15 protein-coding genes are annotated in these 19,988 nt (G+C 74.6%); 5 read left to right on the forward strand and 10 right to left on the reverse strand.

The genetic code is table 11. From position 1 onward, the window contains the following. Positions 1–87 precede the first annotated feature (87 nt). The gene (locus PH191_RS25745; RefSeq protein WP_274197483.1) at positions 88–291 is read left to right on the forward strand and encodes a hypothetical protein; all 204 of its coding nucleotides are present in this window, start codon (positions 88–90) and stop codon (positions 289–291) included. 87 nt (positions 292–378) lie between these two features. On the opposite strand, the gene PH191_RS25750 is transcribed toward PH191_RS25745, so the two are convergent. The 4 genes from PH191_RS25750 to PH191_RS25765 all read right to left on the reverse strand — a co-directional run bounded on the left by PH191_RS25750 (position 379) and on the right by PH191_RS25765 (position 4,045). Then, positions 379–792 carry a hypothetical protein gene (locus PH191_RS25750; RefSeq protein ID WP_274197484.1) on the reverse strand — a complete coding sequence of 138 codons (414 nt, stop codon included), beginning with the start codon at positions 790–792 and terminating at the stop codon, positions 379–381. 381 nt (positions 793–1,173) lie between these two features. Next, complete coding sequence (locus PH191_RS25755) at positions 1,174–1,857, reverse strand: LutC/YkgG family protein (protein WP_274197485.1); 684 nt, start codon at positions 1,855–1,857, stop codon at positions 1,174–1,176. Further along, positions 1,824–3,299 (reverse strand): LutB/LldF family L-lactate oxidation iron-sulfur protein, encoded by a 1,476-nt coding sequence (locus tag PH191_RS25760; protein WP_274197486.1) that lies wholly within the window; start codon positions 3,297–3,299, stop codon positions 1,824–1,826. Before PH191_RS25760 ends, PH191_RS25755 begins: the two co-directional genes overlap by 34 nt. After that, the gene (locus PH191_RS25765; RefSeq protein WP_274197487.1) at positions 3,296–4,045 is read right to left on the reverse strand and encodes a (Fe-S)-binding protein; all 750 of its coding nucleotides are present in this window, start codon (positions 4,043–4,045) and stop codon (positions 3,296–3,298) included. The genes PH191_RS25760 and PH191_RS25765 overlap by 4 nt, the downstream gene beginning before the upstream one ends. A 195-nt stretch (positions 4,046–4,240) precedes the next feature. On the opposite strand from PH191_RS25765, the gene PH191_RS25770 reads away from it, so the two are divergent. Beyond that, positions 4,241–6,889 carry a helix-turn-helix transcriptional regulator gene (locus tag PH191_RS25770; RefSeq protein ID WP_274197488.1) on the forward strand — a complete coding sequence of 883 codons (2,649 nt, stop codon included), beginning with the start codon at positions 4,241–4,243 and terminating at the stop codon, positions 6,887–6,889. Between the two features lie 13 nt (positions 6,890–6,902). Here PH191_RS25770 and PH191_RS25775 read toward each other — a convergent pair whose 3' ends face one another. From PH191_RS25775 to PH191_RS25800, 6 genes are all read right to left on the reverse strand, one after another. Next, positions 6,903–9,029, reverse strand: a complete 2,127-nt coding sequence (locus tag PH191_RS25775) for an Hsp70 family protein (RefSeq protein ID WP_274197489.1) — start codon at positions 9,027–9,029, stop codon at positions 6,903–6,905. A 127-nt stretch (positions 9,030–9,156) separates the two neighbouring features. Beyond that, positions 9,157–10,629, reverse strand: a complete 1,473-nt coding sequence (locus PH191_RS25780) for a dynamin family protein (RefSeq protein ID WP_274197490.1) — start codon at positions 10,627–10,629, stop codon at positions 9,157–9,159. A 230-nt stretch (positions 10,630–10,859) separates the two neighbouring features. Beyond that, positions 10,860–13,046, reverse strand: coding sequence for a dynamin family protein (locus tag PH191_RS25785; protein ID WP_274197491.1), 2,187 nt, complete (start codon positions 13,044–13,046; stop codon positions 10,860–10,862). Then, the gene (locus tag PH191_RS25790) at positions 13,043–13,276 is read right to left on the reverse strand and encodes a hypothetical protein (RefSeq protein ID WP_274197492.1); all 234 of its coding nucleotides are present in this window, start codon (positions 13,274–13,276) and stop codon (positions 13,043–13,045) included. The genes PH191_RS25785 and PH191_RS25790 overlap by 4 nt, the downstream gene beginning before the upstream one ends. 124 nt (positions 13,277–13,400) lie before the next feature. Then, complete coding sequence (locus PH191_RS25795) at positions 13,401–14,891, reverse strand: hypothetical protein (RefSeq protein WP_274197493.1); 1,491 nt, start codon at positions 14,889–14,891, stop codon at positions 13,401–13,403. 261 nt (positions 14,892–15,152) lie between these two features. Further along, positions 15,153–16,301, reverse strand: a complete 1,149-nt coding sequence (locus PH191_RS25800; RefSeq protein WP_274197494.1) for a lysylphosphatidylglycerol synthase transmembrane domain-containing protein — start codon at positions 16,299–16,301, stop codon at positions 15,153–15,155. A 220-nt stretch (positions 16,302–16,521) separates the two neighbouring features. On the opposite strand from PH191_RS25800, the gene PH191_RS25805 reads away from it, so the two are divergent. Genes PH191_RS25805 through PH191_RS25815 form a run of 3 tightly spaced genes read left to right on the forward strand, consistent with a single transcriptional unit; the run spans position 16,522 to position 19,988 of the window. Beyond that, positions 16,522–17,583, forward strand: a complete 1,062-nt coding sequence (locus PH191_RS25805) for a hypothetical protein (RefSeq protein WP_274197495.1) — start codon at positions 16,522–16,524, stop codon at positions 17,581–17,583. Between the two features lie 17 nt (positions 17,584–17,600). Next, entirely contained in the window at positions 17,601–18,488 is an 888-nt protein-coding gene (locus PH191_RS25810) for a hydroxymethylglutaryl-CoA lyase (protein ID WP_274197496.1), read from the forward strand. A 27-nt stretch (positions 18,489–18,515) separates the two neighbouring features. After that, positions 18,516–19,988 (forward strand): aldehyde dehydrogenase, encoded by a 1,473-nt coding sequence (locus PH191_RS25815; protein WP_274197497.1) that lies wholly within the window; start codon positions 18,516–18,518, stop codon positions 19,986–19,988.

The raw sequence follows: 19,988 nt of genomic DNA on the forward strand, positions 1-19,988 counted from the left end.
GCCGTTGACGCGCCACGGTGCAGTCTGATCCGTGTGTGCTCGGTCTTCCGCACGGCGCGGTGCTCCTCGCGGGCGCATCATCCGCGCATGGACGACATGACGGTGCCGATGAGCACCATTTCGACGTGGCCTGACGAACAGGTCCGCCTGGCCTACACGCTCAAGTCCGAGGACGTCCGGAGGCTACTCCAACTACCCTCTGATCACCCCGCTCGGGCGCGCGAATTGTCCGCCGCCCAATCGGGTAGCGAATTGTTCGGGCTCGAGCTCGTCCGGCGCGGTCTCCATTAGGCGCCGTACCATCGGAGACCCTTCACGGTGGCGCAGCCCGGCACCGCCTGCCGGACGAACCGGCAAGCGGTTTCACGCCTTCCCGTCTCAGGGCTCACGAATGTCGATGACCGAGCCCTGGTTGAAGCCGGCCATCTCGGTGTCCGGGCCACCCTTGGGGTTCTGGTTGGTGATGACGATCGTGAGCTGGTACACGCCCTCGGGAAGGAGACCCAGAGGGGTCACTTTCAGGTCGAGCTGATACGGATGCCCGTCGGTGGGCACGACGTCCGTCTTGCCCTCCGCGATCTTGGCGCTGAACAACAGCGTCAGACCCGACGCGTAGACGGACACGGTCCACTCACCGCCCAAGAACTGGACGTTGGCCCCGTCGAGCTGAAAGTTGACCTGGACGGTGAAGTCCTGGTTGATGTCCAGGATGTGGTTTACCACGGCACCCGGATCGATCACGGTCACGCTGTCCGTGGCTGTGATCGCACTGGCTGGCGGTGTGTCAAACATAGTGCTTCTCCTTCTCGGTCGGGTCGGAGGCATGCGGCTGTCCGATGGTTGCCCACCAAGAAAGAGTCCCCCGACGCCTCAACCATGTGCGAGAACGGTGAGACGGTAAAGGGCCATTCAGGTTGCGTTCGAAAATGATGACGGAACGTTCTTACTCTTCGATGTCGCTACGATGCAGACGGTCACGCAACGACTCGACCGTTCTTGAGCGACGACCGCGATCCACTTCGTAATCATTCCGACTCCACGCCTCCGAACGGCTCACGGAACTCGGAGGAACTGGTGAAGCATTCGGGTCATCCGAGGGCGAGTCGCCGGATTTGATTGACGACGCGAACACTTTCACCGATCTCCACCGCCGATGGTCCGGCGATGATCGCCTCACTCGGGCGCCGAGGACGGCCCGACGAGGACCACGTCGAGGCGGCGGGGCCCGTGGACGCCCTCGACGCGGTCGAGCTCGATGTCGCTGGTGGCCGAGGGCCCGGAGACGAACGTCAGCGGGTGGGTGGGGTCGAGGCGCGCGACGCCCTCGGGCACGGAGGACACGACGTCGGCGGCCCGGACGACGCACACGTGGTGGTCGGGGACGAGCGAGATCGCCCGCCGCCCCTGGTCCGGCGCGAGCGCGTCGAGGACGAACGTCCCGGTGTCGGCGATCGCGACCGCGGCCCCGGTGACCACGGCGTCGACCGCGTCGAGCTTCGCCACCGACAGTGGCGGCTCGTCGGGCCGCACGCGGGCGGTGACCTCGCCGAGCCAGCGCGCCGGCAGGCCGGGTGGCGCGACGAACGTCGTGACGCCGGCGCTCTCCAGGATGTCCGCGATCGTCGCCGAGACGTCGTCCTCGTCGGCGACGCGGTGCACGGTGGCCTTGTAGTCGGTGAGGGTCTCGGTCAGCCGGTCGACGACCTCGGGCGATCCGGGCGGCGCGGTCCCCGTCCGCCGGTACTCCCGCGGCACCTCCGGGGCGGTGGCGCCGCCGGCGTCCCGGGCCGCCCGCAGCCGCGCGAGCACCTCGTCGCGCGAGCTCACGACGACGGCCCGCGGGTGCGCGCCCACCACTGCCGGAACGTCTCGGCAGGCGGCGTCGGCATGTCCCGGGCGCCGAACCACGCCGCCGCGCCCGGCCCGGGCACCGAGCGGATGCGGCCCGAGCGCCCGATCAGCCGCCCCAGCTTCAGGGCGCGCTCGACGAGCGAGAACCGCCCGGGCGAGGACATCGCGGCGGCCGCGGCGCGCATCGCGACGTCCTGCGTCGTCGGGCGGGTGTGCGCGTCGACCGCGGCGGCGCGCTGCTGCACGAGCAGGTGCGGGATGTCGATGCGCACCGGGCACGCGTCGAAGCACGCCCCGCACAGCGTCGAGGCGTAGGGCAGCGAGGCGCTCACGTCGTCGGTGCCCCGGATCCCGGTGAGCTGCGGGGTGAGCACGGCGCCGATCGGCCCCGGGTAGACCGAGCCGTAGGCGTGCCCGCCCGCGCGCTCGTAGACCGGGCAGACGTTGAGGCACGCGGAGCAGCGGATGCAGTGCAGCGCCTGGCGGCCGTCCGGCGAGGCCAGGACGTTCGAGCGGCCGTTGTCGAGCAGCACGACGTGGAAGGTCTGCGGCCCGTCGCCGGGCGTCACCCCGCTCCACGTCGACGTGTACGGGTTCATCCGCTCCCCGGTCGACGACCGCGGCAGCAGCTGCAGGAACACCTCGAGGTCCGACCACGTCGGGACGATCTTCTCGACGCCCATCACCGTGATCAGCGTGTCCGGCAGCGTCAGGCACATCCGCCCGTTGCCCTCGGACTCGACCACCGAGATCGTTCCGGTGTCGGCGACCGCGAAGTTGGCCCCGGAGATGCCGACCCGTGCGGAGAGGAACTTCCGGCGCAGGTGCGCACGGGCCGCCATGGCCAGCAGCCGCGGCTCGTCGGTGAGCTCCGGGTCCACGTCGGGCATCTCGCGCAGGAAGATGTCGCGGATCTCCGAGCGGTTGCGGTGGATGGCCGGGACGAGGAAGTGCGACGGCCGGTCGTCGGAGAGCTGGACGATGAGCTCGGCCAGGTCGGTCTCGAGCGCCGCGATCCCCGCCTCGCCGAGGGCCTCGTTGAGCCCCGTCTCCTGCGTGGCCATCGACTTGACCTTGACCACCTCCTCGACGCCCGTCCCCCGCACCAGGTCCACGACGATCCGGTTGGCCTCCACGGCGTCGCGCGCCCAGTGCACGACACCGCCCCGGGCGGTCACCGCCTCCTCGAACTGCACGAGCAGCTCCGGCAGGCGCGCCATGACGTCGGCCTTGACGCCCTCGCCGGCCCGGCGCAGCTCCTCCCAGTCGTCGACCTCCGCGACGACCCCGGCGCGCTTGGCGCGGATCGTGCGGGTGGCGTGGCCGAGGTTCTGGCGCAGCTGGGTGTCGGCGAGGGACCGGCGCGCCGCGACGGGGAACGACTCGCTGCCGCGCAGGTGGCCGTACGGGTCCGACGCGACGGTCGGCATGCCGAGGTCGGTGGTCATGCGGGGACCTCCTGATCGGCGGTGGACGCCAGGATCTCGGCCAGGTGCACGGTGCGCACGCCCGAGCGCAGCCGCGAGAGCCCGCCGCCGATGTGCATGAGGCACGAGGTGTCGCCCGCGGTGCACACCTCGGAGTGGGTGGAGAGGACGTTCGCCATCTTGTCGGCGAGCATCGCCGTCGAGGTCTCGGCGTTCTTCACCGCGAACGTCCCGCCGAACCCGCAGCAGACCTCGGCGTCGGGCAGCTCGGTCAGCGTCAGCCCGCGGACCTCGCGGAGCAGGCGCAGCGGCTTGTCGCCGACGCGCAGCATGCGCAGCGAGTGGCACGTCGGGTGGTACGTCACGCGGTGCGGGTAGTAGGCGCCGACGTCGGTGACCCCGAGGACGTCGACGAGCAGCTCGGAGAGCTCGTAGGTCCGGTGGGCGAGATCCTCGGCCGCCTGGGCCAGCTCCTCGTCGCCCCCGCGGCGGGCGACCATCGCGTGCTGGTGACGGACGCACCCCACGCACGACCCGGACGGGGCGACGGCGACGTCCGCGGCGCCCGAGAACACCTCGACGTGGTGGCGCACCAGCGGCAGCGCGAGGTCGAGGTAGCCGGTGTTGACGTGCATCTGCCCGCAGCAGGTCTGGTCGGCGGGGAAGACGACCTCGTGCCCCAGGCGCTCGAGCAGCTCGACCGTGGCCCGCGGCGCCCGGGGGAACAAGGCGTCCCCGAGGCAGGTCGCGACGAGGGCGATCTTCAACGGCGGGTCCTCCTCGCCAGTGGTGGTGGCCGGACCAGTGTCCCCCTCCGATCGCGGCCCCGCAGGAAGGTTACGTGTTACCCGCGGTTACCTTCATCGCGTCAGCAGTACTACGTAAGAGTGTCGTGATCCCTTCCGCCCTCACGTCGCCTTCGCGACACTCCCGGTACCTGCGGCCCGGAGGGAGGCGCGAGCATGCCCGAGAGCCGACCACTGGTCGGGCGATCGGAGGCGATCGCGGCTGCCGTCGCCGCCACCCAGGACGACCGGCTCGCGGCCGTCGTCATCGGCGGCCCTCGCGGGGTGGGCCGCACCCGGCTGGCGCGCACCGCCCTGGCCGGGATGACCCACGGCGCGGGCGCGGGCCGCTGGCGCCCGTCGAGCGCGATGACCGGGCGGGCCACCCGGGACATCCCGCTCGGTGCGCTCGGCCACCTGCTGCCGAATCTCGACCCGGCGCTCACCGACACCGCGTCCCTGCTCCGCGAGGCCCGCCGTCTGCTCGTCGGCGCCGGGCCGAAGCACCTCGTCGTCGTCGACGACGCCCACCTCCTGGACACGACCTCCGCGGTCCTGCTCGCCCAGCTCGCGCGCGCCGGGGAGATGTTCCTGCTGCTCACGGTGCCCACCGGCGCGGTGTCCCCGGAGCCGCTGCACGCGCTCTACCGCGACGGGCTCGCCACCCGGCTCGAGATCACCGAGCTCGACCGCGCCCAGTCGGACCACCTCGTGAGCAGCACGCTCGGCGGCCACGTCGACGGCGTGACGCTCGACCGCTTCTGGGAGCTGTCGCTGGGCAATCCCCGGTTCCTCTGCGAGCTGGTCGACGGCGCCCGCGACGAGGGGGCGCTGCGGCGCGCAGGCTCGGTGTGGCGCTGGGACCCGCCGCGCCACCCGCCGCGGCGCCTGATCGAGCTGCTCACCGACCGCCTGGGCGGTCTCGCGCCGGCCGAGCAGGACCTCATGCGCACGCTGGCGTTCGGCCAGCCCCTCGGGTGCGAGGTCGTCAACCAGATCTTCCCGGACGACACGCTCGCGCGGCTCGAGGCCGAGGGGCTGATCACGTCGACGCGCGACGGCCGCCGCCTGGACGTGGCGCTGACCCACCCGCTCTACACCGAGCTCCTGCGCAGCCGGGCCACGCCGCTGCAGGAGCGCGAGGCCTACCGGCGGCTGCGGACCGCGCTCGAGGCGTCCGGGTCCCGGCGCGCGGGCGACCGGTACCGGATGCTGGCCTGGCGCGCCGCCGAGGGCCTGTCCATCGACCCGGCCGAACTGCTCGCGGCCGCCGACGGCGTCTCCGACCACGAGCCACGCACCGCCGAGCGCCTGCTGCGCGCCGCCGCCGACCAGGGCGCGGGCGCCGAGGTGCTGTGGCGCCTCGGACGCCTCCGGGTCGCGCTCGGGCGGTTCGACGAGGCCGAGACCGCGTTCGCCACCGCCGCGAAGCTCGCCGAGGCCGGGCCCGACACCACCGGCGAGCCCCTCCCGGACCCGGTCCTCGTGGCCACCGCCCGCGCCCGGAACCTCTACTGGGGCCTGCGCGACGAGCCCGGCGCGCGCGCCGCCGTGACGGCCGCGCTCGCCGCGGCCGAGGGCACCGCGACCGACACCGGCGCCGGGGAGTCCCCGCTCGCGGTCGCCCTGCGCGGCTTCCTCGCCCTGCTCTCGCACCGGCCCGCCGACGCCCTCGCCGAGGTCACCCCGGTGCTCGACGGCCCGGACGGCGACCCGGGGACGACCGCCGCCCTCGCCGTCGCCGCCATCGCCCAGGTGCAGCTCGGGCGCACCGAGGACGCGGTGCCGCCGGCCGTCCGGGGTCTCGCGGCCGGCCCCGACCCGACCGGCGGCTGGCTGACCGTCGAGCTGCGCTCGGCGCAGTGGGGCGCGCTCCTCGCCACCGGCCGCCTCGACGACGCCGAGGAGCTCGCCCGGGCGTGCCACGCCGAGGCGGCGCCGGGCGGGATCGGTGAGCACGTCGCGCTGTACGTCACCTGGCTGGGCATCGTCGCGTCGCGGCGCGGGCGCCTGCAGACCGCGGTGCGCCTCCTGCACGAGGCCGCGTCCGGGGTGTCGTCGCGCCGCTTCCCGTACACGGTGCCGCTGGTCGGCGAGCTCGCCGTCGCCCTCGCCGGCCTCGGGCGCACGACGGAGGGCCAGGACGTGCTCGCCGAGGCGCACGGGGTGCCGGGCGGGCCGCTCACGGGGTGGCTCTGGGCCGCGCAGGTGTGGATCGCGGGGGTCGAGGGCCGGGTCACGCGCGCCACGGAGCTGGCCGGCGAGGAACGCCCGGCGGCGTCACCGTCGGACCACCTGCGCGCCCTGCACACCGCGGTCCGCCTCGGCGTCGGACGGCCGGTGCTCGAGGCGATCGAGCGGGTGGCCGCGACCATCCAGGGCCCGCTCGCCGTCGCGTGCGTCGCGCACGCGCGGGCGCTGGCGGCCGGTGACGGCGCGGGTCTCGACGAGGCCGCCGGGCGCTTCGCCGAGCTGGACCATCTCCTGCTCTCCGCCGAGGCCTACGCCCAGGCGTGCGCGGCGCACCGCGCGGCCGGGCACACCGGCGCGGCGGGCTGGTCGGCGTCGCGCAGCCGGGTGGCGGCGTCGTCGTGCGAGGGGGCCGAGACGCCCGCCTCGGGCCTGCTCGAACGCAGCGGCGAGCTCACGCCGCGGGAGTCCGAGATCGCGGCGCTGGCCGCGGGCGGTCTCACGAGCAAGGCGATCGCCGACCAGCTGGTGATCTCGGTGCGCACCGTGAACAACGTGCTGCACGCGGTGTACGCCAAGCTCGGGATCGCGCGTCGCGGCGACCTACCCGAGGCGCTGGGTCTCCGCCCCAGCTGACCTGCCCCCTGTCCTACCCGCCGGCGCCGGGGGCGGGTTCCGGCGTCGGGTCGCAGCAGGTGGTGCCGCCGTCGGTGGTGCCGCCGTCGGTGGTGCCGCCGTCGGTGGTGCCGCCGGTGCTGTGTCCCGGCTCGGGCGGGCGCCAGGTGCCGCCGTTGTTGTTCGACCCTCCCGAGCCGCCGCGGCCGGAGCCACCGGTACCACTGGAGCCCCCGGCCGACCCCGAGCCGCCGGCCGACCCCGACCCGCCGGACCCGCTCGACCCGCCGGTCGCGGGCTCCTCCACCGGCTCCGGCGGCGCGGACGTCGGCAGCGGGGTCGGCGCCACGACCACCGACGGGGTCGGTGCGGGCGGGAGGGGGGCCTCCGCCGACAGCGAGCGGTAGGCGAAGGTGCCGCCGCCCGCGAGGGCGGCCACGAGCACCACCGCGCCGACGATCAGGGGGATCCGGCGGCGCGACCCGCCGGACGACGGCTCGTCGTCGCCGGGCCGGCCGCCCAGCGACGGCGGCGGCGCCCCGCGTCCGCCGGTCCCGCCCTGGCCGCCCTGGCCACCCTGCCCGCCCTGGGTCGGGGGGCCCTGGCTGTGGACGGCGGCGGTCGCCCCGGTCGGGGCCGGGCCCGGACGGGCCGGCACGGTGCGCGTCGGCCCGGTGTAGGTGGGGCGCAGGGCGGTCGGGCCGGTGTACGTGCCGCCGGTGCGCGTGGCGGCGGTGGGCGCGGACCCGGTCCCGGCGTTCATCGCCCCGGTGCCCGCGCCCGCGGCGCGGAACGCCCCGGTGCCCGGCCGTCCACCGGGCGCCCGGCCGTGCGTCCCCGTGGGCGACACCGTGGAGAAGCCACCGGTCGAGGAGGGTCGGGGGCCCGCGACGATCGGGATCATCCCGGAGTTCGTACTCGATCCCCCGCCGTGGGCGGCCGCGGCCGGCGTCGAGGCCGGGCGCCCACTGCCGCCGACGGGGATGCCGCCGGGCGGCGTGCGCGGACCGACGCGGGGCACCGGCGTCCGGAAGGGCGCCCCGGACGTCGGGAACACCGACGTGTGCGCCGGTCCCGGCGCGCCCGGGCCGGCCGCGCGGGCCGGCGGCTCGGCCAGGGAGGCCGCGCCGAGGACGATGGCGTGCTTGGGGTGCGCGTCGACCGACGTGGGACGCCCGAGCTCGCCGGAGACCATCTGGGAGACCAGCGGGATGCGCGACGACCCACCGACGAGCAGCACCGTGTCCACCTGCTCGGCGGAGATGTCGGCCGACTCCAGGGCGCGCTGCAGCGAGGCGATCGTCGACGCCACCGAGGGGCGGATCATCGTCTCGAACTCGCCGCGGGTCAGGCGGACCTCGGTCTGCAGCGACGGCAGGAGCACGGGGATCGTCGCCTCGGTGTCCGAGGAGAGCGCCTCCTTGGCCAGCACGCAGTCCTGGCGCAGGCGCACGATCGCGCTGGTGGCGGCCGGGTCCGAGAGATCGAGCGCAGAGACCGCCCCGTCGAGGGAGCGGTCGACGTGGCCGAACACGGCCTCGTCGAAGTCGACACCGCCGAGCCCCTCGACGCCCTCGGGCGCCCCGAGGATCTCGAAGCCGCCGCCGGTGGTGCGCAGGACGGTGGCGTCGAAGGTGCCGCCGCCGAGGTCGTAGACGGCGACGGTGGTGCCGTCGGCGATCCGCTCGTTCGCCGCGTAGTGCGCGGCGGCGGCCTCCGGCTCGGTGATCATCGTGACGTCGGACAGCCCGGCCGTGCGCGGGACCTGCTCGAACAGCTCGCGCTTGTAGGGGCCCCAGTTCGCCGGATGGGTCAGCCGCACCGCGACCGGCGGCCCGCCCTCCCGCTCGGAGATCTGGGCGACCACCTCGCGGAGCTGGGCGGCCATGAGGTCGCCCGCGGAGTACGGCGTCCCGCCCAGCAGGACGGGCATCGGGTCGCCGAGGCGGCGCTTGACCTCGCGCGCGACGCGGTCCGGTTCCGTGGCCGCGCGGCGGTTGGCCGCGTCGCCGGTGAGGACGCCGCCCTCGGCGCGCATGAGGATGACGGAGGGCATCGCGGTCGACCGGTCGCCCAGCGGGGCCATCTCGACGTGCCCCTCACGGACGACCGCAGCCGCCGTGTAGGTCGTGCCGAGATCGACCCCCAGCCCGTACGCCACCGGAACCTCCCCAACGACCGCCACCTGACGTCGCGGTCCACCGTCGCCCCTGACGGTCCTCCCGTCATGAGCAGCTGACTACTCCCTATCGCCGACGACCCGTCGGGCGTTGCTCATCTCCCCCGGCTCACCCCACCGCCCGACCCGGCGGACCGCTGCGCCGGGCGCGCTGCAGGATGCCTTCGCAGGTCCGGGCGAGGACCCGGGCGGCGTCGCGGACGTCGCGTCCCGACGCGGGGTGCTCGCCCCGGCGCCGCCAGCGCCCGAGGCTCGCGTTCGCCGCCCGCACCACCTCCTCCGGGCGCGCGTCGAGCGTCAGGCCGAGCCGGATCGCCGGGCCCGGGCCGTCGCTGCCGAGCAGGCGCTCGGCGTCGGCGCGCTCGTCCTCGGCCAGCGTCACCGCGCCGGTGTGCAGGCGGTCGAGCAGGCGGATCTCGGCGAACTCGTGTGCCCCGGCGGTGATCTGCTCGATCTCGCCGCGCAGCGCCGAGGCCGATGCGATCGGGTACCGCCGGACGGCGCGCTCGACCGCGGTCAGCGCCGACTGGGCGCGCAGGACGTCCGCGCGCCCGGCCAGGCGGGTCATCAGGGACTCCCGGAGCGGCCCGAGACCGCTGCGGGTGATCAGCTCCCTGGACAGGCCTCCTGCTGTGGTCACCGTGCCCTCGCGCAGGAGGCGTACGCACAGGCGCAGGCCGTACAGCCCGTAGCGGTCGAGGAGCGCGGCGCGCCGGGCCGGCTCGAGGCCGATCTCCGACTCCGCGCGGGCGAACCGTGAGGCGGTGAGCAGCAACCGGTCGACGTCGGCCTCGGGCGCGGTGGCCAGCACGCCGAACGCGCGGAACTCGTCCTCGCGCAGTGTCACCGCGCTCGAGGCGAGCAGCCCGGCCACCGGGATGACGGTCTGGCACAGGCCACGGATCCGCTCGTCCTCGCGGTAGCGCGCGGCGATCGACGCGGCGCTCTCGAGCGCGTCGGGCCGGGCGTGCCCGACCTCGTCGGCCCGGGCCAGGATGCCGATCGTGTTCAGCGGGCGGCGGTCGGTGGGGTCGTCGCGGAACGCCTCGAGGAAGTGCACGTCCGACGCGTGGACGTGCCGCATCAGGTAGATCACCGCGTCGGCCTCGGCCGCGCCGTCCCCGCCGGGCGCCAGCGCCGCCTCGGTCTTGCGGGAGAGCTCGGCGCTCAGCGAGTCGAGGCCGGGGGTGTCGATCAGCGTCATCAACCGGAGCGTCGGCGACGGCCAGTCGACCAGCAGCCGGTCGACGTCGTCGGACCCCAGGCGCCCGAGGTCGATGTCGAGCAGGCCCCCGGTCGGTCCGGGGGGCAGCTGGCGGCTGCTGCCGTCGCGCAGCTGGGCCTGCACGCGGTAGGTGTGACCGTCCCGGAACCACGTGACGATCCGCGTGCACTCCCCCGCGTCCGTGGCCGCGAGCTCCTGCCCCACCATCGCGTTGAGCAGCGTCGACTTCCCGGCCTTGATCCGTCCGGCGATCGCGACCCGGAGCGGCTCGTCCAGCCGGCGGGCGGCGCGGTCGAGACCCGCCGCCGCAGGGCCGCCCTGGTAGAGGCCCGCGACGTGGCGCACCAGGCCGCGCACGCGGTCGAGCAGCTGCGGTTCGGCGGGCGGCGCGGGCGGGCCCGGCCGGGACGGGGTCGGCCGGGGTGGGATCGGTCTGGGCGGGACGCCTCGCGCCGGCGTCCCGGGACCGGGGACGGAGCGGGGCCCCCCGACGGGCGGCGGCACGTTCCGCGGCGGCGGACCGGGGCGGCCGGGAGGGCCGGGCGGGCCTGGCGGGCCGGGCGGGCCCGGCGGCCAGGGGCGCCCACTCACGAGATCCTCCCGGCGGGTTCACGACGGGCCTGCCCCGGAGCGGTACGGCGGAGGTGCTCCCCCAGGTCGTCGACGCGGGCCCGCACGAGGCCGAGCGACTCGAGGTCCTTCTCGATGCGCTCGCGGGCCCCGGTGTCGGTCTTGCCCGCCTGGACGGCGGACTGCGCGGCCACGAGCGCCGCGGTGGACGAGCGCTGCAGCTCGGCGACGCGCGCGGTCCACGCGGTGCGCAGCTCCCGCTGGACGTGGCGGATCGAGTCGCGGGAGTCCTTGCCGACCTGGTTGATGAAGTCGTCGACGTACTTGCGGACCCCGGCCTTCGCGTCGGTGCGCCGCTTCTCCAGCGCCTTCTTGCGGTCCTCGCGGACGCCGAAGAAGCCCATGGCGCCACCGACGAGGAGGCCGGCGGCCATCGGGATCCCGAGACCGGCCATGTTGGAGATCATCGTGAGCATGATGACCCCGCCGAACACCTTCTGGAGGATCGGCAGCTTGATGCTCTGACGCAAGCCCGAGGGGGCGAACTCGACGTCGAGGGCCAGCCGCGCCATCGTCTCGTGCGGGGCGTCGACCGCCCGCGCGGTGATGCGGGACTGCTCCATGTCGAGGTGCCGCTCGACATCGACCGCCACGTCCTTGGCGCGCCGGACGAAGAGCGCGTAGTTCTCCATCGCCTCGGTCGCGAGCCGGCGGCGCAGCCAGTCGGTGAACTCCTCCCAGTTCTTCGCCGGATCCCCCTCCTCGATCGTCTCCTCCGCCTCGCGCTGCACGGCACGCGCACGGTTGCGCAGGTCGAAGTCGACGTTCGAGGTGATGTCGGCGAAGCCGTCGGTGAGCACCGACTGCCACTTCGTGCCCTTCTCGCGCAGACCCTCCGCACGCTCCTTGGCGGCGGTGAGCTGGGCGACGAGGGCCTCCTGGCGGGCCGGGTCGACGAGCGCGTCGCGCCGGGCGCGGGCCGCCGCCTCGAGCTGAGCGAGCGCGGACGTCACCTGGATCATCACCGACCGCACCGCGATGTGGGCGGCCTCCTCACGGACGCGCTGGAGGCGCGCGACGAGCTGCGGGGCGCCGGACTCCTCCTCCAGCTCCTCGTCGCGGTGGGCGCCGGCGAGCATCCGGAGCTCCGAGGAGAACCCGAAGATCTCCAGCCGCACCCCGGCCCGCTGCAGGTGCGCGCGGTTGCGCTCGAGGATGCGGGTCCAGTGCGGGTAGAGGTCGGTCTTCGTCAGCACCATGATCACGGTCGGGCAGAGCTCCGCGACCGCGTGGAGGAAGCGCAGCTCGGCGTCGGTGAGCTCGCGGGAGGCGTCGCTGACGAACAGGCACGCGTGCGACCGGGGCAGGTCGGCGACGGCGCTCTGGTTCGGCCCCCCGAGGCCGCCGACGCCCGGGGTGTCCACCAGGACCAGGCCGTCGGCGAGGAACGGGCGGTCGATCCCGACGGTCACCGACGTCAGCCGGCGCGTGTTGCCGGGGTTGCCCGACTCGGAGGCGTACGTCGCCACCTCGGCCGGCGGGATGCTCTCGGTCCAGCCGGTGCCGCCCGATCCGGGCAGCGCCTCGAAGGTCGCGCTCGCCGTGGGGGCCGCGGCGTGCCTCACCTCGGTCGGCACCGCCGTGGCGATATCGTCGTCCACCGGGCAGATCGGGAGGCCCACCAGTGCGTTCACCAGGGAGCTCTTGCCCTGCTTGAACTCGCCGACGACGGGGATGCGCACCGAGTTGTCGCTCAGCAGCTTCCGGGCCGTCCGCAGACGCGCGACGAGGTCCTCGCGCTCGTAGGCGGTCGCCGCCTTGATCGCCATGTCCACGGTGTCCGTGGCGTGCTTCGCGGCGGCGCTCGGCGCCTGCTTCGCGGGGGCCGCCGGCTTCGCGGGAGCGACGATCTTCGGCGGGGCGGGCGTGGCGGCGGGCGCGGGCTTCGCCGCGGGCTTCGGGGCGGGCTCGGCAGGCGTGGCCGCGGGCTTCGCTGCCGGCGTCGCGGCGGGCGTGGCGGCCTTGGGTGTGGCCGGCCGTGCGGTCGGCGGTGGGGTGGCCTCCTTGCGTCGGCGGGCCTCCTCGCGGGCCTCCCGGGCGGCCGCGGCGCGCTCGAGCGCCTCCGCCCGCGCCTTGTCGGCCTTCTCCTGCATCGCGCGCGCGGCGTCGGCCGGGTCGGCCCCCGTCCGGTCGTCGGCGCTCATCGCACGATCCCGTCGGGAGTGCCGGAATCCGCCGGCGGGGAGTCGGGGAGCCCGGCGCGGAAGATCGACGGCGCCGCGTCGAGGTCGTCGGTCGCGGCCGTCGGCGCAGCGGCGTCCGACGTCGGGCCGGCCCAGGCATCGCGCAGGCCGAGATCGTCCGAGTCGTCGCGGAAGATCGATCGACGACGACGACGCGCGGGGTGGGCGTCGTCGGCTCCGGGGTGGGTCACCCGTTCCTCCTCGTGAACGGCCGAGCTCGACCCCGCCGGGATCGGCGGTGTCGGGTGGATCAGCGAGGGACGTGCCGTGGCCCCGGCCGGGTCACCCCGGCCGGGGCCACGCACATCAGGACCGTCAGCTCACGCCGGCGAGGTCGGAGTCGCTGCCGGAGGAGTCGCCGCTCCCGCCGTCGTCGCCACCGCCGTCGTCCGACGAGGACTCGACCTGGGACACCGGCTCCGGCTCGGGCTCGGGCTCGGGCTCCGGGGTGGTGGCGACGGGTGTCGTCTCGACCTCGTCGCCGCCCGACGTGTCGCCGCCCGAACCACCCGACGACGTGCCGTCGTCACCGCCGCCTGCCGACGGGGCGTTCCCGCCGGTGAAGACGGGGCCCTCCGGCTCCGGCTCCGGCTCGGGTTCCGGGGTCGGCACCGGCGTCTCGTCCACCGGCGTCTCGTCCACCGGCGTCTCTGTCGGCGTCGGCTCCGTCGGCAGCGGCTCCTCCGTCCCTCCCACCGTCTCCGGCTCGGTCTCCGGCTCCGGCTCCGGGATCGGCAGCGGCTCCTCCGTCTCGCCCACCGTCTCCGGCTCGGTCTCCGACTCCGGCTCCGGCTCCGGGATCGGCAGCGGCTCCTCCGTCTCGCCCACCGGCTCCGTCTCCGGCTGCGGCTCCGTGTCCGGCTCCGGGGTCGGCGTCGGCTCCGGCGGCTCCTCGCCCCGGGCGTCCTCGGGCATGTACGGGCCGTTCGGGTCGGAGTCGGTGCCCTCGGGGTTGTTGACCGGGTCCCAGCCGCTCGGGTTGTGCTCCGGGTTGTAGCCGTGGGGGTAGTAGACCGGGTGCCAGCAGTAGGGCTGGGCGACCGGGTTCCAGCAGTACGGCTGTGCGGTCGGGTGGAAGCAGTAGGGCTGGACCTCGGGGTTCCAGCCGTAGGGGTTGTAGTCCGGGTGCCAGCAGTGCGGGTTGTAGTCCGGGTGGAACCCGTCCGGGTTGCGGTCGGGGTCCCAGCAGTGCGGCTGGTGATGCGAGTTGTAGCCGCAGGGGTTGTAGTCCGGGTGCCAGCAGTGCGGGTTCTCGTCCGGGTGGTAGCCCTCGGGGTTGTGCTCCGGGTGGTAGCAGTGCGGCTGGTGCTCGGGGTGGTACCCGCACGGGTTGTGCTCGGGGTGCCAGCAGTGCGGGTTGTGCGAGGGGTGCCACTGCCACTGGTCGCCGCCGTCCCAGCCCTCGCTGGGGTGCCAGTCGTCGGGGAGGTCGTAGACCTCGCGCCACCGGATCAGGATCGCGCACGCGGGCGGGCAGCCCTGGCCGTGGTCCCAGCACCAGTAGTCCTCGACCACGTCGATCTCGGCGGCCGGCTCCTCGGGCGTCTCCGGCTCCTCGGGCTCCTCCGGGGGCTCCTCGCCGTCGACCGGCGACTCGGGGGTCTCGGGGGTCTCGGGGGTCTCGGGGGTCTCGGGGCCCTCGGGGACGTCGGGCGTTGTCCCGTCGGTGACGTCGTCGGGGGTTCCCGGGGGGAACGGCCCCGGGTTCGTCGTCGCCGGATCGGGGACGGGGGTCTCGGTGGGGACACCCGCCGCCACGGGGCCGGGGGTCACGCCGGCTGCGGCCGGGCTCACGGGAGTGGTCATGTCGGTTCCCTTCGGCTCGGGTGCGGACCGGGGGTCCGACCGAGGTGCTCGTCGGTGATGGGAACCAGATTGCGGGCCTGCGGGCCCCGGGTCATGAGCACGTGGGTACTCGACTGCGGTACTCGGGAACGGGCCCGGTTACTCACCCGTCGGGGACCCACCATGCAGGAGGTGGGGTTCTCCCCCACGTCGGCGGGGGTGTGCCCGCCACGACGGTGCCCGATTACTCGGGTGGCGTTGCTCAGACGGCCGCGCGGGACGTCAGCGCAGGCGACGGGAGCCGTGCGGGGAGATCGCGTCCGCGTCCTCGGACGGCGCGTCCGGCACCGCAGGTGTCTCGGGCGGGGCGTCGTCGACCGTGTCGGCCGTGGCCGTCGGGGTCTCCTTGGCGTGGATCACGAACCAGGCGACCCAGCCGGCGGCGGCCACGCCCACGAAGCTCACCAGGCGGTAGAGCAGCACGGCGGCGAGCGCGGGGTGCGACGGCACACCGCCCGCGACGAGCGCGGCCAGCAGGGCCCCGTCGACGAGCCCGAGACCGCCGGGCAGGAACGCGGCGCTCGAGGCAGCGGTGGCCGCGGCGTAGGCCAGCAGCACGAGCGCGAGGGTCATGCCCTCGGCCCCGACGGCCGCGCAGCACGCGGCGAGGCACGCGATGTCGAGGATCCAGTTGGCCAGGGCGGCGGTGCTGACGACGGCCCGCCCGCTGCCGCGGAGGTCGATGAGCTGCAGGCCCGCGATCTGCTCGGCGAGCTCGCCCACGCCGGTCTCCCGCGGGCGGTGACGCACACGGTTGACGAGGCGCAGCCCCCAGGTCCCCGCGGGGACGAGCAGGCCCGGGCGGCGGGCGATGACCACGACGCCCGCGCCGAGCGCCGCGACACCCACGATCTGCGCGATCAGCCACGGGAGCGAGGTGGCCCGTCCGCCGACGACCAGCGCGGAACCGAGGGCGATGGCGGCGAGCGCCAGGCTGGCCGCGACGCCGCCGGCGACCATCGTCCACGTGGTGGCGGGCGCGCTGGCGCCCCAGGCGCGGCGGCGCTTGTAGGTGTAGGCCGTGGAGAGCGCGGCGCCGCCCGGCACGGTGAGGTGCAGGGCGTTCGCGGCGAGGGTGGCGAGCGTGACCTCGCCGAGCGAGACCCGCACCGAGGCGGCCACGAGCAGGCGGTGGTGGAGCACGGAGAACGCGACGAGCGCGCCGGCCTCGGCAGCGACCGCGAGGACGACCCACCACGGGTCGGCGCCGATGAGCGCGGCGCCTGCGGCCTCGACCGTCGGCATCACGATGACGACGCCGGTGATCACGACGGCGGCCACGAGGACACCCGTGCCGATGCGCAGGGCCCGGCGGGTGGCCGGGGTGGCGCGTGTCGTGCTCGTCGACCCGGTGGTCACGATCGCGCTCATCCTCCCAGTGTCCTCCTGCCGTCCGATCACTCCTGGGTGACCGTGACGACGCCGCGGCACGCCGGGTGCGACGTGGCGAACACCCCGTCGGTCACCCGGCATCGCCGAGCGGTCCGCCCGGGGGTGCGCCCGTGGTGCGGCGGGATCATGCTGCCGGACGGGGTCGGTGCACCGACGCGGACCCCGTCCCGCTGGTCGAAGATCGAGGAGAGACCCGAGGATGACCCGCCGCGTGGACAGCGACCTGCTCCTGGTCGGGAGCCTGCCCGTCGACTCGACCGACGACGGGTTCCGGTGGGGTGCCGAGCTGTTCGCCGGCCTGGTCGCCGCCCTGCCGGACGGCGAGTCCGGCGCCCGCGGCGCCTGGGTCGGCTACGACCGCACGACCCTGCTCGAGCCGCACCCCGACATCGCCGTGCTCGCCCCGTCGCCGTCCCCGACGGGCCGGGCCCGGCACGCCTACGACACCGCCCGGTTGACGGTCCGGGAGGGGGTCGACACGCTGCGCTTCGACGCCTGGCCGCGGGTGGCCGAGACCCTCGCGTCCTACGAGCGGTTCGTCGCGCTGCGCGCCGAAGGGGTGATCCCGCCCGGGCTGCGCTTCCAGGTGGGGCTGCCGTTCCCGTCGAGCGTGTTCACCGGCGCCTTCAAGGACGACTACGCCGACAACTGGGCGATCGTCGGGCCGGCGCTCGAGGACCTGTGGGAGCGGTCGGTGGGCGATCTGCTCGCCGTGATCCCGGCCGCGGACCTCGCCCTGCAGTGGGACCTCGCCTACGAGGTGATCGACATCGAGGGCGTGGTCGGCTGGACCGACGGGGACGCCTGGGAGCGTTTCGCCGGGCCGTGGTCGCGCCTCGCCCGCCGCGTCCCGGTGGACGTCCTCATGGGCCTTCACCTCTGCTACGGCACGTTCCCCGAGTGGCCGATGTACGAGGCGCGCGACATGGAGCTGATCGTGCGGATGGCCAACCACGCGGTGGCGGACGCCGGACGTCCCGTGGACTGGATCCACCTCGCCGGCCCGCGCTACCTGCGCAGCGAGGAGGACGCGTTCTTCGCCCCGCTCGCCGACCTCGACGCCCCCGACTCCCGGATCTTCCTCGGCATCGTCCTGCCGCTCGACGGCGAGGACGGGCTACGCCGCCGGCACGCCACGGCGTCCCGTCACCTGGCCGACTTCGGCGTCGCCATGTACTGCGGGATGGGCCGTCAGCGGGGCGAGGACCCGATCGCGACGATGCGTGACCACGCCGCGACGGTGGCCGCCGTGCGGGGCTGAGGGGCAGGATCGGTCCCGTGGTCGGGATCGTGGAGGTCAGCCCGCGCGACGGGCTGCAGAACGAGCGGGCGCTGCTGGAGACGGGCGCGAAGATCGAGCTGATCGAGCGGGCGGTGGCGGCCGGCACGACGCGCATCGAGGCGGTGTCGTTCGTGCACCCCAAGCTCGTGCCGGCGATGGCCGACGCCGAGGCTGTGATGGAGGGGCTGCACCGCGTCGACGGGGTCTCCTACATCGGGCTGGTGCTCAACCGGCGCGGCTACGACCGGGCCGTCGCCGCGGGCGTCGACGAGATCAACGTCGTCGTGCCCGCCTCCGACGGGTTCGCCAAGGCCAACCAGAACTCGACCACCGAGGCGCTCACCGAGGTCGCCGAGGAGGTCCTCGCCGAGGCCGCCGACCGCGACCTGTTCGCGTCGCTGACGATCGCGACGTCGTTCGGCTGCCCCTTCGACGGCGAGGTCGACCCGGACCGGGTCGTGGAGGTCGCCCGTCGCGGGGCGGCGGCGGGCGCGAAGGAGATCGCGATCGCCGACACCATCGGCGTCGGCGTGCCCACCCAGGTGCGCACGCTGCTCGACGGGGTCCGCGCGGTGGCCCGCGACGCGCTGATGCGCGCGCACTTCCACAACACCCGCAACACCGGCTTCGCCAACGCCGTCGCCGCGCTGGAGTGGGGCGTCGACTGGCTCGACTCCTCGAACGGCGGGATCGGTGGCTGCCCGTTCGCCCCGGCGGCCACGGGCAACATCGCCACCGAGGACCTCGTGTACCTGCTCGACCGGATGGGCCACCCGACCGGGCTCGACCTCGACGCGCTGCTGCCGATCGCCGGATTCCTCTCCGACGCCCTCGGCTACCGCGTCCCCGCCCTCCTCCCCCGCGCCGGCACCTTCCCCGGCTGAGCACCCCTCGACAGGAGCAGATCACCAGTGAGCGAGCTCGAGCAGCTGTCCATGCTGGTCGGCGGGAAGCCGACCGGCGCGATCTCGGGGAAGACCTTCGAGTCCCAGAACCCCTACACCGGGCAGTCCTGGGCCCTGATCCCCGACGGCGGCACCGAGGACGTCGACGCCGCGGTCAACGCCGCCCGCGCGGCCCTCGACGGCGAGTGGGGGCAGATGACGGGGTTCGCCCGCGCCGCCTGCCTGCGCCGCCTCGCCGACCTGATCACCGCGAACGCCGAGCGCCTCGCGCGCCTCGAGGTCAACGACTCAGGCAAGCTCTACCGCGAGATGCTGGGCCAGCTCAACGGCCTGGGCGGCTGGTACCACTACTACGCCGGGCTCGCGGACAAGATCGAGGGCCAGCAGATCCCCTCGCCGAACCCGAACTACCTCGTCTACACCCGCCGCGAGCCGGTCGGCGTCGTCGCCGCGATCACGCCCTGGAACTCCCCGCTGCTGCTGATGAGCTGGAAGGTCGCGCCTGCGCTGGCCGCCGGGTGCACCGTGGTGATCAAGCCGTCGGAGCACGCGCCCGGCTCGACGCTCGGGTTCGCCGAGCTGATCGCGCAGGCGGGCATCCCCGACGGCGTCGTCAACGTCGTCACCGCGAACTCGGGCTCGGTCGGGGCACATCTCGCCGCGCACCCCGGGGTGGACAAGGTCGCGTTCACCGGGTCCACCGCGACGGGCCGCAAGGTCGCCGCGGCCGCCGCGGAGAACCTCAACCCCGCGACGCTCGAGCTCGGCGGGAAGTCCCCGCAGGTCGTGTTCCCCGACGCCGACCTGCAGGCGGCCGCGAACGGCCTGGTGGCCGGGGTGTTCGCGGCGACCGGGCAGACGTGCATGGCCGGGTCCCGGCTGATCGTGCACGCCGACGTCCACGACGAGCTCGTGCGCCTCGTCGCCGAGCGCGCGTCGCAGATCAAGCTCGGCGACCCGTTCGCGGAGGACACCGAGATGGGTCCGGTGGCCAACGGGATGCAGTACGAGAAGGTCGTCGGCTACCTGCGGACCGCCCGCGACGAGGGCGCCACGATCGCCTACGGCGGCGACCCCGACGAGGAGCTCGGCGGCTACTTCGTCCAGCCCACGGTCCTCTCGGTGAAGCCCACGGACACCGTGTTCCGCGAGGAGGTCTTCGGGCCGGTGCTCGCGGCGACGACGTTCACCGACGAGGACGAGGCGGTGAAGCTCGCCAACGACACCCCGTACGGGCTCGCCGGCGCGGTCTGGACCAAGGACGTCCACCGCGCCCACCGCATGGCCGCGCGGATCAAGGCCGGCACGGTGTGGATCAACGCCTACCGCGTCGTCTCCCCCAGCGTCCCCTTCGGCGGCTTCAAGGCCTCGGGGATCGGGCGCGAGAACGGCGTCCACGGCATCGACGCGTACCTGGAGAACAAGTCCGTGTGGGTCGAGCTCACCGGCGGCACGCGCGACCCGTTCACGTTGGGCTGA

The sequence above is a fragment of the Actinomycetospora callitridis genome (genome assembly GCF_028737265.1).
Lineage (GTDB): Bacteria > Actinomycetota > Actinomycetes > Mycobacteriales > Pseudonocardiaceae > Actinomycetospora > Actinomycetospora callitridis.

Bases quoted from the DNA above. Each gene is read 5' to 3' on its own strand.
- PH191_RS25745 (WP_274197483.1), top strand. From the start codon at position 88: ATGGACGACATGACGGTGCCGATGAGCACCATTTCGACGTGGCCTGAC.
- PH191_RS25750 (WP_274197484.1), bottom strand. From the start codon at position 792: ATGTTTGACACACCGCCAGCCAGTGCGATCACAGCCACGGACAGCGTG.
- PH191_RS25760 (WP_274197486.1), bottom strand. From the start codon at position 3,299: ATGACCACCGACCTCGGCATGCCGACCGTCGCGTCGGACCCGTACGGC.
- PH191_RS25770 (WP_274197488.1), top strand. From the start codon at position 4,241: ATGCCCGAGAGCCGACCACTGGTCGGGCGATCGGAGGCGATCGCGGCT.
- PH191_RS25785 (WP_274197491.1), bottom strand. From the start codon at position 13,046: ATGAGCGCCGACGACCGGACGGGGGCCGACCCGGCCGACGCCGCGCGC.
- PH191_RS25795 (WP_274197493.1), bottom strand. From the start codon at position 14,891: ATGACCACTCCCGTGAGCCCGGCCGCAGCCGGCGTGACCCCCGGCCCC.
- PH191_RS25800 (WP_274197494.1), bottom strand. From the start codon at position 16,301: ATGAGCGCGATCGTGACCACCGGGTCGACGAGCACGACACGCGCCACC.
- PH191_RS25805 (WP_274197495.1), top strand. From the start codon at position 16,522: ATGACCCGCCGCGTGGACAGCGACCTGCTCCTGGTCGGGAGCCTGCCC.